The sequence below is a fragment of the Burkholderia sp. Tr-20355 genome, assembly GCF_017104685.1.
Classification (GTDB): domain Bacteria; phylum Pseudomonadota; class Gammaproteobacteria; order Burkholderiales; family Burkholderiaceae; genus Burkholderia; species Burkholderia seminalis.
Genome location: NZ_JAAGPK010000198.1, coordinates 1 through 12,959, shown reverse-complemented (window position 1 = coordinate 12,959; position 12,959 = coordinate 1). Strand labels below are relative to the sequence as shown.

At 69.2% G+C, this 12,959-nt stretch carries 10 protein-coding genes and 1 pseudogene; 6 read left to right on the top strand and 5 right to left on the bottom strand.

All coding sequences use genetic code 11. The features are described from left to right. Both G3N62_RS30805 and G3N62_RS30800 read left to right on the top strand, forming a co-directional pair. Nucleotides 1–588, top strand: a 588-nt coding sequence (locus tag G3N62_RS30805; protein WP_277399656.1) for a chemotaxis protein CheB, incomplete at its 5' end; no start/stop codon positions are given. 55 nt (nucleotides 589–643) lie between these two features. Then, on the top strand, nucleotides 644–1,708 hold the full coding sequence (locus G3N62_RS30800; protein WP_124668960.1) for a diguanylate cyclase: 1,065 nt from the start codon (nucleotides 644–646) through the stop codon (nucleotides 1,706–1,708). Between the two features lie 13 nt (nucleotides 1,709–1,721). On the opposite strand, the gene G3N62_RS30795 is transcribed toward G3N62_RS30800, so the two are convergent. Then, the gene (locus G3N62_RS30795) at nucleotides 1,722–3,968 is read right to left on the bottom strand and encodes an EAL domain-containing protein (protein ID WP_069705076.1); all 2,247 of its coding nucleotides are present in this window, start codon (nucleotides 3,966–3,968) and stop codon (nucleotides 1,722–1,724) included. A 412-nt stretch (nucleotides 3,969–4,380) separates the two neighbouring features. On the opposite strand from G3N62_RS30795, the gene G3N62_RS30790 reads away from it, so the two are divergent. Then, a complete protein-coding gene (locus G3N62_RS30790; RefSeq protein WP_124668959.1) occupies nucleotides 4,381–5,103 on the top strand; it encodes a haloacid dehalogenase type II in 723 nt (240 codons plus the stop codon). A 181-nt stretch (nucleotides 5,104–5,284) separates the two neighbouring features. On the opposite strand, the gene G3N62_RS30785 is transcribed toward G3N62_RS30790, so the two are convergent. Together G3N62_RS30785 and G3N62_RS30780 are read right to left on the bottom strand one after the other, a co-directional pair. Then, complete coding sequence (locus G3N62_RS30785; RefSeq protein WP_124668958.1) at nucleotides 5,285–6,076, bottom strand: uracil permease; 792 nt, start codon at nucleotides 6,074–6,076, stop codon at nucleotides 5,285–5,287. 111 nt (nucleotides 6,077–6,187) lie between these two features. Continuing rightward, nucleotides 6,188–7,147, bottom strand: a complete 960-nt coding sequence (locus G3N62_RS30780) for a LysR family transcriptional regulator (protein WP_069705074.1) — start codon at nucleotides 7,145–7,147, stop codon at nucleotides 6,188–6,190. 159 nt (nucleotides 7,148–7,306) lie between these two features. On the opposite strand from G3N62_RS30780, the gene G3N62_RS30775 reads away from it, so the two are divergent. From G3N62_RS30775 to mmsB, 3 genes are all read left to right on the top strand, one after another. After that, nucleotides 7,307–8,626: an MFS transporter gene (locus G3N62_RS30775; protein ID WP_034185894.1), complete on the top strand. Its 1,320-nt coding sequence runs from the start codon at nucleotides 7,307–7,309 to the stop codon at nucleotides 8,624–8,626. A gap of 112 nt (nucleotides 8,627–8,738) precedes the next feature. Then, nucleotides 8,739–10,265 (top strand): CoA-acylating methylmalonate-semialdehyde dehydrogenase, encoded by a 1,527-nt coding sequence (locus tag G3N62_RS30770; RefSeq protein ID WP_034185893.1) that lies wholly within the window; start codon nucleotides 8,739–8,741, stop codon nucleotides 10,263–10,265. A gap of 14 nt (nucleotides 10,266–10,279) precedes the next feature. After that, nucleotides 10,280–11,170, top strand: a complete 891-nt coding sequence (mmsB, locus tag G3N62_RS30765; protein WP_124668957.1) for a 3-hydroxyisobutyrate dehydrogenase — start codon at nucleotides 10,280–10,282, stop codon at nucleotides 11,168–11,170. Nucleotides 11,171–11,303: 133 nt separating this feature from the next. Here the strand turns inward: mmsB and G3N62_RS30760 are convergent, their stop codons facing one another. Continuing rightward, entirely contained in the window at nucleotides 11,304–11,636 is a 333-nt protein-coding gene (locus G3N62_RS30760) for a hypothetical protein (protein ID WP_034185891.1), read from the bottom strand. Nucleotides 11,637–11,859: 223 nt separating this feature from the next. Then, a pseudogene (locus tag G3N62_RS30755) lies at nucleotides 11,860–12,825 on the bottom strand (cytochrome c); the annotation flags it as partial. Between the last annotated feature and the right edge of the window lie 134 nt (nucleotides 12,826–12,959).

Below are 12,959 nucleotides of genomic sequence, written 5' to 3'. Positions count from 1 at the left end.
GCCGGTACGGCCGCGCGCGCCGGCGGCGGTCCGCTGATCGCGATCGGTGCGTCGGCCGGCGGCCCGGGCGCGCTCGCATCGATCCTCGGCGGCCTGCCGGCGGATTTCAACGCGCCGATCGTGATCGTGCAGCACGTGGACCGCGCGTTCGCGGAAGGCATGGCGCAATGGCTCGACGGCCAGACGCCGCTCACGGTGCGCGTCGCGCGCGAAGGCGACCGCCCGCAACCGGGCGTCGCGCTGCTCGCCGCGACCGACGACCACCTGCGCATCACCCGCGCCGGCACGCTCGAATACACGCGCGAGCCGGCCGCGACGCCGTATCGTCCGTCGGTCGACGTGTTCTTCAACAGCCTGACCGAGCACTGGTCCGGCCGCGTGATCGGCGTGCTGCTCACGGGAATGGGACGCGACGGCGCGATCGGCCTGAAGGCGCTGCGGATGAAGGGCTACCATACGATCGCGCAGGACGAGGCGACCAGCGCGGTATACGGCATGCCGAAGGCGGCCGCGACGCTCGGCGCGGCGCGCGCGATCCTGCCGCTCGGCCGCATCGCGGGCGAGCTGGCGGCGCTCGCCCGGATCTGAGCCCGATGAGCCCGCGCAACACCCATGCCTGCCCTCGCAACACACCGCATCGAACATGACTAGCGACCTGGCCCGCCCGCCGGGCAGCCCGACCACGCCGAGCGCCGACGTGCCGGCCATGGTGCTGCTGGTCGACGACCAGACGATCGTCGCGGAAGCCGTCCGGCGCGCGCTCGTCGACGAGGAAGGCATCGACTTCCACTACTGCCCGCGCTCGGACGACGCGCTGACCACCGCGATCGAAACGCGGCCGACCGTGATCCTGCAGGACCTCGTGATGCCCGGCATCGACGGGCTGAGCCTCGTGAAGTCGTACCGCGCGAACGCGGCGACACGCGACGTGCCGATCATCGTGCTGTCGACGCAGGAAGAACCCGTGATCAAGAGCGCCGCGTTCGCGGCCGGCGCGAACGACTATCTCGTGAAGCTGCCCGACCGCATCGAGCTCGTCGCGCGCATCCGCTACCATTCGCGCTCGTACATGAACCTGCTGCAGCGCGACGAGGCCTATCGCGCGCTGCGGCAATCGCAGCAGCAACTGCTCGAAGCCAATCTCGAACTGCGGCGTCTCACGCATTCCGACGGCCTGACCGGGCTGTCGAACCGGCGCTATCTCGACGAATACCTGGCGGCCGAATGGCGCCGCGGCACGCGCGAGCGCAGCGAGCTGTCGCTGCTGATGATCGACGTCGACAATTTCAAGCTGTACAACGACACGTACGGACACGTGTCGGGCGACAGCGTGCTCAAGCAGATCGCGTCGACCCTCGAGCGCTGCCTCGGGCAATCGGGCGATCTCGCCGCGCGCTTCGGCGGCGAGGAGTTCGCGGTCGTGATGCCGGCCACGTCACCGGGCGCCGCGCGGCTGCTCGGCGAGAAGATCCGGCTCGCGGTCGAGGCGCTGCAACTGCGGCACGCACATTCGTCGACCGGCAACACCGTGACGATCAGCATCGGCGGCGCGAGCATCGTGCCCACGCCCGGCCTGCCGACGACCGTGCTGATCGAGGCGGCCGACCGTGCGTTGTACCGCGCGAAACACGAAGGCAAGAACCGCGTCGAGATCGATTCGTCGCCGCCGCCGCCCGGCGCCGGCGGGTTCGGCGTGCCACGCGACTGAGCCGCCCGTCCGTTTACGCGGCGCCGAGCCGGCGCGCGTAGTCGTTCGGGTCCAGCGGGCGGCTGAACAGGTAGCCCTGCTGCATGTCGCAGCCGATCTGCTGCAGGAACCACGATTGCGCCTGCGTCTCGACGCCCTCCGCCGTCACCTTCATGCCGAGCGAATGCGCCATCGCGACGACGGCCTGCGTGATCGCGACCGAGTCGTGGTGATCGGGCACGCCCGACACGAACGAGCGGTCGACCTTCAGGTTGTGCAGCGGGAAACGCTTCAGGTAAGCGAGCGACGAATAGCCGGTGCCGAAATCGTCGACCGAGATCCGCACGTTCATGTCGGTGAGCGCTTCGAGCATCGGCAGCACGGTATCCGTGTCATTCATCAGCAGTCCTTCGGTAATCTCGAGCTCGAGCGCGGACGGATCGAGCCGCGTTTGCGCGAGACAGCGGCCGACCGACTCGACGAGCCCTTCGTGAAACTGCCGCGGCGACAGGTTGACGGCCAGCATCAGGTCCGGCGCGATCGTGCGGCGCCACTCGGCCATCTGCCTGCAGGCCGTTTCGAGCACCCACTGGCCGATCGCGACGATCAGCCCCGTATCTTCCGCGACCGGGATGAATTCCGCCGGCGACATCGGCCCGAGTTCGGGGCTGGTCCAGCGCAGCAGCGCTTCGGCGCCGACCGTGCGGCCGCTGCGCGCGTCGACGACGGGCTGGTACGCGAGCCGCAGCATGTCCGACGTCAGCGCGCGCCGCAGCGACTGCTCGACCGCGAAGCGGCGCTGCAGCCGCAGGTTGAGCTGCGCGGTGAAGAACGTGAAGTGATTGCGGCCCCGCTGCTTCGCGTCGTACATCGCCGAATCGGCGTTGCGCATCAGCGTGACCGCATCGTCGCCGTCGCGCGGCGCGACGCTGATCCCGATCGACACGCCGAGCCAGTACTCGTTGTTCGCGATCGCGAACGGCTTCGCGATCGCGTCGATCACCTCTCGCGCCAGCACCGCGAGGCGCTCGGGATCGTCGCAGTCGTCGACGAGGATCACGAACTCGTCGCCGCCCACGCGCGTCAGCGCGTAGCGACCGCCCGCGCAGGCCGCGAGCCGCGCCGCGACGCTGCGCAGCAGCGCGTCGCCCGCGTCGTGCCCGGCCGTGTCGTTGACCTTCTTGAACCCGACGAGATCGATGAACAGGATCGCGACGCGTGCCGGCCGGCCCGCATCGTGCCCGCCGAACAGCTCGCGCATGCGCTCGGCGAGCCAGCGGCGGTTGTAGAGGCCCGTCAGCGCATCGCGCGTCGCCAGGTAGCGCAGTTGCTGCTGCGCTTCGCGCACGGGGCCGATGTCGTTGAACGACACGAGCACCGAATCGGCCTGCGTCTCGCCCGGCCGCACGATCGGCACCGCGTTGCCGCGCACCCAGATGATGTCGCCGTCCGCGAGGCCGAAGCCGACCGTGTAGTCGAGCATCGGCGTGGCCGTCTCGAGCGCACGCCGGCTCGGCCAGTCGTGCGGCGCAATCGGCGTGCCGTCCTCGCGCAGCTTGCGCGGGATCAGGGTCGACAGCCGGCGGCCGACGAGATCGCCCTTCACGCGCAGCATCCGGCTCGCGCTCGGGTTGCTCGCGATCACGATGCCGTCGCGCGATACGACGAGGATGCCTTCGTTCAGGCTGTTGACGACGAGCCGGTGATGTTCCTCGCTGCGCGCGAGCTGCCGCGCGATCCGGTCCTGGTGTACCGCGAGGCCGACGCTGTTGCCGATGTCGCGCAACAGTTCGGTTTCCTCGTCGCTGGGCCGCCGCGGCCGGCGGTGATAGACGGCGAACGCGCCGAGCACGGCACCCGCGTCGTCGACGAACGGCACCGACCAGCATGCGCGCAGGCCCAGCGGCAACGCGACGCCACGGTAGTCGGCCCACAGCGGATCGGTTTCGATGTCCTCGACGGCGACCATCCGGCGCTCGTACATCGCCGTGCCGCACGAGCCGGCCGCGGGGCCGATCGTCGCGCCGTCGATCGCGGCGCTGTACTGCGCGGGCAGCGACGGCGCGGCGCCGACGCGCACGTGCATGCCGTCGGCATCGAGCAGCAGGATCGTGCATGACGCGCCATCGCCGAGCAAAGTCTCGGCGCGCCGGCAGACCTCGACCAACAGTTCCGGCAGCGGTGTATTGCGCGTGATCAGCCTCAGCACGCTTTGCTCGGACGCGAGTACTTCCGCCGCGAGACCGAGGCTGTAACGAGAGCTCTGCGGTTCGGTATTCAAGATGAATCCTGCCGTCTGTCCGATCGGGTCTGATGCGCCCGATTCGTTATCGATCCTTCGTGCCGTTTTCGCTCCGGGTTTACGCCGATGCCCGGTGCGCCCCGTTTTCGCGCACCGAGCCAGGGTGCGCCGAAATATATTTAACACCAATACGGGACGCCCCGCGCGTCCGTGTGCATCAGGGGTTACGCTCGGTCGCGATGCCGCTCGCGGCCGGCGGTCAGCCTTCCGAAAGGTTCGCGCGTCTGCGAACGCCTCGGGCATCGTCGGCCGTGCCGGCTGCTGCCGGACAGCATCGCGGCCGGCCAGACCGCGTTTTCGTATCCGTGATTCAATGTCGACGGAACCGGCGTCGCGCATTCCGGCGGCCCGGCGATAGGTACCCTCATCGAACGACCTTCACTGGATCACCATGACGAACCCTGCCGAAATCAAGGCGCTCGTTTTCGATGTCTTCGGAACGATCGTCGACTGGAGAAGCGGTGTCGCACGCGGCGCCGCCGCGTTCCTGGAGCGCCACGCGCCGACCCTCGACCCGTTCGTGTTCGCCGATGCCTGGCGCGCCGAATACTCGCCGTCGATGGAAGAAATCCGCAGCGGGCGCCGCCGCTACGTGCGGCTCGACGTGCTGCATCGCGAAAACCTGGTCCGCACGCTCGACCGTTTCGGCATCGACGGCGTGCCCGACGAGGACATCGACACGCTCAACCTCGCATGGCACAGCCTCGACCCGTGGCCCGACGCGGTCGCGGCGCTGCACCGGCTGAAGCGGCGCTTCATCATCGCGCCGCTGTCGAACGGCAACATCCGGCTGATGGTCGACGTCGCGAAGCGCGCGGGGCTGCCTTGGGATGCGATCCTCGGCGCGGAAGTCGTTCGCGCGTACAAGCCGTCGCCGCAGGTGTACACCGACACCGTCGACCTTCTCGGCCTCGCGCCCGCCGAGCTGTGCCTGGTCGCGGCGCACAACGGCGATCTCGCGGCCGCGCGCCGGCAGGGGCTGTCGACCGCATTCGTGCTGCGGCCGACCGAGCACGGGCCCGGCCAGACGACCGACCTGCAGGCCGACGACGCGTGGGATTTCGACGTCAGGGACCTGAACGAACTCGCGGACCGGCTCGAGTGCCCGGGTTGAGTGCCCGGGTTGAGTGCCGGTTGCACGGCACGCCCCTATGCCGCGATCGTGCGGCGCCGCGCGTTGCGCGCCGCATACCGGCGGGCCGGCGTCGGCGGGGATCCACAGGCAGATCCGCCACACCGGCCTGAAGCCCCTCGCGCGCTGAGCACGGTGCTCACCCGACGTCACCCCGCCTCCGTTACTTCACCACCGCGCGCCATGCAGTCCGCGCATAGATCAGCAGCAACGGCAGCAGCGCCAGCGCGAACACCATGGAAAGCGCCAGCACCCACACCGGCCATTGCTCCGGGTTCCCGTGCGCCCAGTAGCGGTAAGGCACGCTCAGGAACCCGATTTCCATCAGCAGCGCGCCGAGCGGCACGAGCCCGTTCATCACCGCCGCCATGCCAAAGCGCGCCGCACCGTCGATGTTCTTTCCCGCGCCGTACGCCGCGATCAGGTAGACGAAATACCCGATGATCGCGACCATCAACGCCCCACCGGCCAGCAGGCCGATACTGCGCACGCTGCGTTCATGCAGTTGCGTCGCCCCGGCCGGCAACACGACATCGATCTTCTCGCCGATCTCCGGCATGCCGCCCGAGCGGATGTTGCCCGGCAGCACGACCCGCTTGCCATCCGGCATCACGGCTTCCAGGATCGACGTGTACATGATGCACCGGTAGCGCTCGGTGCGCCCGCTGCTGTCGCGCCGCTCGCAGGTGTCCCACTCGGACTGGTAGGACACGACGGTCGCCTCGTATTTCGGCGACACCGCCAGTTCGCGGAGTTCGTCGCCGATCCAGTACGCGAACGGGAAAAACAGCGACACCAGGCAAAAACACACGAGCCACCAGAACGCGACCGCGCCGCCAGCCCCGCGCTTGCCGCCGGTCTGGCGGCGCACCATGCGCGCGGCGAGCCAGTACGCCGCCACGCCGAATACGGCCACACAAACCACGAAAACCTTGCCCGCATGCGTCAAAGCCATCTGCCCTCCCCCCTTTCTCCCGCGAGCCGGCCCGATTACCGCCGGCCGTTTTTCCATCGATGCCGATCACGTCGCCGCCGTCGCCATCTCGACGAGCGAGCACGCGCGTCGCTATTCCGCCTCGCCGACGAATTTCAACGTCCCCGCTTCGCCCGACAGCAGCGCGCGATTCGCGTCCGCCGCCGCGCGCAGGTAATCCCACAGCGCGGTCACGCGCCGCAGCTTGCGCAGATCCTCGCGGCACGTCAGCCAGAAACACCGCGTGACGACGACATCGTCCGGCAGCACCGGCACGAGCGCCGGCTGCGTGGCCGCCATGAAGCACGGCAGGATCGCGAGCCCGCCGCCTTGCAGCGCCGCGAAGTACTGCGCGATCACGCTCGTCGTGCGCAGCCCGGCCGTCGCGCCCGGCACCGCGCGATCCAGGTACAGCAGCTCGCTGCTGAACGCGAGATCGTCGACGTAGCTGATGAACGTGTGCCGCGCGAGATCGTCCGTGCACGTGATCGGCGCGTGGTGCGCGAGGTAGTCGCGGGTCGCATAGAGCCGCAACCGGTAGTCGCACAGCTTCGTGACCACGTAAGGCCCGCGCTCGGGCCGCTCGAGCGTGATCGCGAGATCGGCCTCGCGCTTGGGCAGGTTGACGAAATGCGGTACGGGCAGCAGGTCGACCGTCACGTGCGGATGTTCGGCGCGAAACTGCGCGAGCTGCGGCGCGAGGAAGAAGCAGCCGAACCCTTCGGTCGACCCGATCCGCACGTGGCCCGACAGCGCCTCGCCCGTGTTCGCGATCTGGTCGCACGCGGACTGCACGGTCGTCTCCATCGCGTCCGCATACGCGACGAGCCGCTGCCCCTCGGCCGTCAGCGTGAAGCCGCCGGAGCGCGACTTGTCGAACAGCAGCGTGCCCATCGCCGCCTCGAGCGCGCGCACGCGCCGCGCGACGGTCGTGTAATCGACGCCGAGCCGCTTCGCGGCGCCGCTCGCGCGCTGCGTGCGCGCGACTTCGAGGAAGAACCGCAGGTCGTCCCAGTTCAGGTTGCCGGAAACCGGCTCGGTGGCATGTCGCATCGGCGAGGGGAAAAGGGGCTGGCGTCTCGGGGCCGGCCGTCGATATGCATAAATGCACATCCAACCGGTTTCTTTACCGGTACATGATGAATCCGCGCATAACTATACTCGACCCTGACCTGCGGACCATGAGCTGCAGGCAATAAAACCGGAGACACCATGCAGACCCGATCCACCCTCGATGAGCATGCGACCATCGCGACGCCGGCGCCCGAGCGCACCGCGAAGCACTACCTGCTGGCCGGCTGGGCCAGCATGGCCGGCACGACGATCGAGTGGTACGACTTCTTCCTCTACGGCACGGCCGCCGCGCTCGTGTTCAACCGCATCTTCTTCCCGTCGCTGGACCCCGTCGTCGGCACGCTCGCCGCATTCGGCACGTTCGCGGTCGGCTTCATCGGCCGGCCGATGGGCGGCATCGTGTTCGGCCACTTCGGCGACCGCATCGGCCGCAAGTCGATGCTGATGATCACGCTGCTGCTGATGGGCGTGCCGAGCATGATCATCGGGCTGATCCCGTCGTACGACCGCATCGGCTACTGGGCCGCCGCACTGCTGATCGCGATGCGCTTCCTGCAGGGCATGGCGGTCGGCGGCGAATGGGGCGGCGCGGTGCTGATGGCCGTCGAACACGCGCCGAAGGGCCGCAAGGGGCTGTTCGGCAGCCTGCCGCAGACGGGCGTCGGGCTCGGCCTGATCCTGTCGTCGGTCGCGATGGCCGCGGTCGCCGCGCTGCCGGAAGCCGACATGCTGTCGTGGGGCTGGCGCGTGCCGTTCCTCGCGAGCATCGCGCTCGTCGGCCTCGGCTGGTTCATCCGCGCGAAAGTGCCCGAATCGCCCGACTTCGAGAAGATGCAGCGCCAGGGCAAGGCCGAGAAGTCGCCGGTGACGGCCGCGCTGCGCCGCCATCCGCGTGAAGTGCTGACGATCGTCGGCGCACGCGCCGCCGAGAACACGTGGTTCTACATGGTCGTCACGTTCGCGCTCGCTTACGCGACGCAGCAGCTGCATCTGCCGAAGGCGGAGATGCTGCACGCGATCACGGCCGGCGCCGCGCTGTCGCTCGTCACGATGCCGCTGTGCGGCCACCTGAGCGACCGCATCGGCCAGCGCCGGATGTTCGCGATCGGCCTCGTGCTGATGTGCGCGTTCGCCGCGCCGTTCTTCATGATGCTCGGCACGCAGCAGACGTCGTATGCGTGGTGGGCGATCGTGCTCGGCCTCGGCGTCGTGTTCCCGATCCTCTATGCGCCGGAATCGCTGCTGTTCGCGCAGCAGTTCCCGGCGGAAATCCGCTACAGCGGCATCTCGCTGTCGGTGCAGCTGGCCGGCGTGATCGGCGGCGGCTTCGCGCCGATGATCGCGACGTCGCTGCTCAAGGCCGGCGGCGGCCAGCCGCACTACGTGATCGCGTACCTCGTCGGCTTCGGCGTATTCGCGCTCGTGTGTACCGCATTGATGCGTCCGGCGCGCACCTGAGCCTGCCGCCGGCCGCGAGTCGAACCCCTTTCGTCCTGTGCTCCGTCGTGCGTGCACGCGCGGCGGAAGCAGGCGCCCTTTGTCATCGCCCCACCGTTTTCCGGAGAGTTCCATGAACGCCGCAGTTCCCCAGACCACCCTCGCCCTGCCCACCGCCAAGCTGCTGATCGACGGCGCGTTCGTCGACTCGCGAAGCGCCGAATGGGGCGACATCGTCAACCCCGCGACGCAGGAAACGATCGGCCGCGTGCCGTACGCGACGCTCGACGAGGTCGATGCCGCGATCGCGTCCGCGCAGCGCGCGTTCCAGACCTGGAAGACGACGCCGATCGGTGCGCGGTTGCGCATCATGCTGAAATTCCAGGATCTCGTGCGCCGCAATCTCGAACGGATCGCGCATACGCTGACCGCCGAGCAAGGCAAGACGCTGCCCGACGCGCAGGGCGACATCTTCCGCGGCCTCGAAGTCGTCGAGCATGCGTGCTCGATCGGCACGCTGCAGCAGGGCGAGTTCGCGGAGAACGTCGCGGGCGGCGTCGACACGTATACGCTGCGCCAGCCGATCGGCGTGTGCGCGGGCATCACGCCGTTCAACTTCCCCGGGATGATCCCGCTGTGGATGTTCCCGATGGCGATCGTCTGCGGTAACACGTTCGTGCTGAAGCCGTCGGAGCAGGACCCGCTGTCGACGATGCAGCTCGTCGAACTCGCGATCGAGGCCGGCGTGCCGCAAGGCGTGCTGAACGTCGTGCACGGCGGCAAGACGGTGGTCGACCGCCTGTGCACGCATCCGGACATCAAGGCGATCTCGTTCGTCGGCTCGACGCGCGTCGGCACGCACGTGTACAACCTCGGCAGCCAGCACGGCAAGCGCGTGCAGTCGATGATGGGCGCGAAGAACCACGCGGTCGTGCTGCCCGATGCGCACCGCGAGCAGTCGATCAACGCGCTCGTCGGCGCGGGCTTCGGCGCGGCCGGCCAGCGCTGCATGGCGACGTCGGTCGTCGTGCTGGTCGGCAAGGCGCGCGACTGGCTGCCCGAGCTCGTCGAGAAGGCGAAGGCGCTGAAGGTCAATGCGGGCCACGAACCGGGCACCGATGTCGGCCCGGTCGTGTCGAAGGCCGCGCATGCGCGCATCACCGCGCTGATCGAAGCAGGCGTGAAGGCCGGCGCGAAGCTCGAACTCGACGGCCGCGACGTGAAGGTGCCCGGCTACGAGCAGGGCAACTTCGTCGGCCCGACGATCTTCTCGGGCGTGACGACCGACATGTCGATCTATACGGAGGAAATCTTCGGGCCGGTGGTGGTCGTGCTCGAAGCCGACACGCTCGACGACGCGATCGCGCTCGTCAACCGCAACCCGATGGGCAACGGCGTGGGCCTGTTCACGCAGAGCGGCGCGGCCGCGCGCAAGTTCCAGAGCGAGATCGACATCGGCCAGGTCGGCATCAACATCCCGATCCCGGTGCCGGTGCCCTACTTCAGCTTCACCGGTTCGCGCGGCTCGAAGCTCGGCGATCTCGGGCCGTACGGCAAGCAGGTCGTGCAGTTCTACACGCAAACGAAGACGGTCACCGCGCGCTGGTTCGACGACGACGCGACGGCCGGCGGCGTGAACACGACGATCGCGCTGCGCTGACCGGGAGCCTGCACATGGAAATCGCATTCATCGGGCTCGGCAACATGGGCGGCCCCATGGCCGCCAACCTGCTCAAGGCCGGCCATGCGCTGACGGTGTTCGACCTCGACGCGCACGCGGTCGATGCCGCGCTGCGCGCGGGCGCGACGGCGGCCGGCTCGCCGCGCGAAGCGGCGGCGCACAGCGCCGTCGTGATCACGATGCTGCCGGCCGCGCAGCACGTGCGCACCGTCTATCTCGGCGACGACGGCGTGCTGGCCGGCGCACGCGCCGGCGCGACGCTGATCGACTGCAGCACGATCGATCCCGGCACCGTGCGCGCGGTGGCCGACACCGCCGCGCAACGCGGCTTCCCGCTCGCCGACGCACCGGTATCGGGCGGCACCGGCGGCGCGCAGGCCGGCACGCTGACCTTCATGGTCGGCGCGGACGGTGCGCTGTTCGAGCGCATCCGCCCCGTGCTGCTCGACATGGGCAAGAACGTCGTGCATTGCGGCGGCACGGGTACCGGACAGATCGCGAAGATCTGCAACAACCTGCTGCTCGGGATCTCGATGATGGGCGTGTCGGAAGCGATGGCGCTCGGTGCGGCGCTCGGCATCGATCCGGCCGTGCTGGCCGGCATCATCAACACGTCGACCGGCCGCTGCTGGAGTTCGGACACGTACAACCCGTATCCGGGCGTAAGCGAGACGGCGCCGGCCGCGCGCGGCTATGCGGGCGGCTTCGCGGCGAACCTGATGCTGAAGGACCTCGGGCTCGCGACCGAGGCCGCGCGGAGCGCGCATCAACCGGTGTGGATGGGCGCGCTCGCGCAGCAGCTTTACCAGTCGATGAGCCAGCAGGGGCTCGGCACGCTCGACTTCTCCGCGTGCGTGAAGCTGTACGAGGCGCAGCCGGCCTGACCCGCACGGCCGACGCCGCACGTGCACCGACCCGCGACGGGCCGGTCCGGCCTCGCGGGTCGGTCTGCATGCCGGGGAAGGAAATGCGGGCGCCGGGCCGGCCGCCGGCGGTGCGACCGGCACCGCCGTTCGTTCAGCCGCGTGGGTTCGAGGCCGTCTCGAAGGTCGGATGGCACTCGAACGCGAGTTCGGAGCGCGCGTCGACACGGCGGCCGCCGGTCAGCGATTCCGTCTTCATGCTCGCGCGCATCCCGCGCTGCGTGCAATAGTTGGTGGCTTCGTTGACGGCCTTCTCGTGGGCGTCGGCCCACGTCGTCGACACGCCGACCGTGCGCGTCGTCACGGTGTACACGTTCGGGTTCGACGTCGCGGTCACGTCGGAAGCGGTCGAACACGCGGCGAGCAAGCATGCGGCAGCCGCGACGGTCAACCATCGCAGGGTTCGAAAAGAGACTGGAATGGACATGGGGGGCAAGCGCACGCCGTCCGACGTGCATTGAGCAACATAGGCGACAGTATGCCTGCCCGATCGCCGGAGATCATGCCCCTTTCAGTGAACACATTGTTTCGAATGGTTAAACGATGGCCGATTCAGGCAAGATTTACAGCCATCGCCAGCGACCGTTTTCGTCGGACAGGTCATTTCGCCCTGCCCCATGCCGGTCCGGCCGCTCACATCGGTGCGACGGTCAATGCACGCCCGCCTGGCGGATCCTCGCTGAGGTTTCCGCCAGATTGCGCCACGCCGGCTGCCCCGGCGCGTAGCGCGCCCGGATGTAGGCGGCCAGCTCGGCCATCTGGCGGTCGTCGAAGGCCTCGCCGAAGCCCGGCATGTAGCCGAGATGGTCGGTCGCCGGCTGGGCGATCCCGTGGTGCAGCACGCGCAGCAGGTTGTCCGGCGCCGCCTGGCTGACGCTCGTGTTGAGCCCCATCAGCGGACGCACGCCGAAATGCCCGACGCCGCCCGATTCCGCATGACAGACCGCGCACGCCGCGTCGAACGCGCGGCGGCCGTTCTCGAGGCCGAGCGTCGCGACGGTTTCCGCGCCGCGCATCTGGCGGGTCGCCGCGTCCGCGGCGAGCGCGGCATCGACGGGCGGCGACAGCGACGCCAGATAGTGCGCGATCGCCCGGACGTCGTGCTCGGGCAGCGCCGCGAGCCCCGCGACGACCGGCGCCATCGGCCCGGCCGCGACGCCGTGCTGCGCCGAGAAGCCCGTGCGCAGATAGTCGAACAACGCGCCTTCGGTCCACGGCACGGGCGAAGCCGGCGACGCGACGAGCGGCGGCGCGACCCATCCCTCGGCTTCGCCGCCCGACAGGTAGGCCAGGCCGCCCTTCTCCGCACCGAGCGCGTTGCGCGGCGTATGGCATGCGCCGCAGTGTCCGGCGCCGTCGACCAGATACTTGCCGCGATTCCACATCGCCGAGCGCGCCGGGTCCGGCGCAAACGGCCGCGCGTCGTGATACAGCCAGTTCCAGCCGGCAACGAGACGCCGCCGGTCGAGCGGGAACGGCAGTTTGGTCGGCGGCGGCTCGTGCTTCACCGGCGGCTGCGACATCAGGTACGCATAGAGCGCGAGCAGGTCGGGCTCGCTCAGCTTCGCGAACGCCGTATAAGGGAACGCCGGGTACAGGTGCGTGCCGTCGCGCGATGCGAGAAGGCAGGCGGGTGACGCCCGGCGGGCCGGGCTTCTTCATACGGCAGCGCGCCGCTCAGATATCCAGCGGGTCGACTTCGACGCTCCACCGCAGCACGCCCTTCAGCGCCCGCAGTGCCGGCTGCCAT

Bases quoted from the DNA above. Each gene is read 5' to 3' on its own strand.
- G3N62_RS30770 (WP_034185893.1), top strand. From the start codon at position 8,739: ATGAACGCCGCAGTTCCCCAGACCACCCTCGCCCTGCCCACCGCCAAG.
- G3N62_RS30800 (WP_124668960.1), top strand. From the start codon at position 644: ATGACTAGCGACCTGGCCCGCCCGCCGGGCAGCCCGACCACGCCGAGC.
- mmsB (WP_124668957.1), top strand. From the start codon at position 10,280: ATGGAAATCGCATTCATCGGGCTCGGCAACATGGGCGGCCCCATGGCC.
- G3N62_RS30790 (WP_124668959.1), top strand. From the start codon at position 4,381: ATGACGAACCCTGCCGAAATCAAGGCGCTCGTTTTCGATGTCTTCGGA.
- G3N62_RS30785 (WP_124668958.1), bottom strand. From the start codon at position 6,076: ATGGCTTTGACGCATGCGGGCAAGGTTTTCGTGGTTTGTGTGGCCGTA.
- G3N62_RS30760 (WP_034185891.1), bottom strand. From the start codon at position 11,636: ATGTCCATTCCAGTCTCTTTTCGAACCCTGCGATGGTTGACCGTCGCG.
- G3N62_RS30780 (WP_069705074.1), bottom strand. From the start codon at position 7,147: ATGCGACATGCCACCGAGCCGGTTTCCGGCAACCTGAACTGGGACGAC.
- G3N62_RS30775 (WP_034185894.1), top strand. From the start codon at position 7,307: ATGCAGACCCGATCCACCCTCGATGAGCATGCGACCATCGCGACGCCG.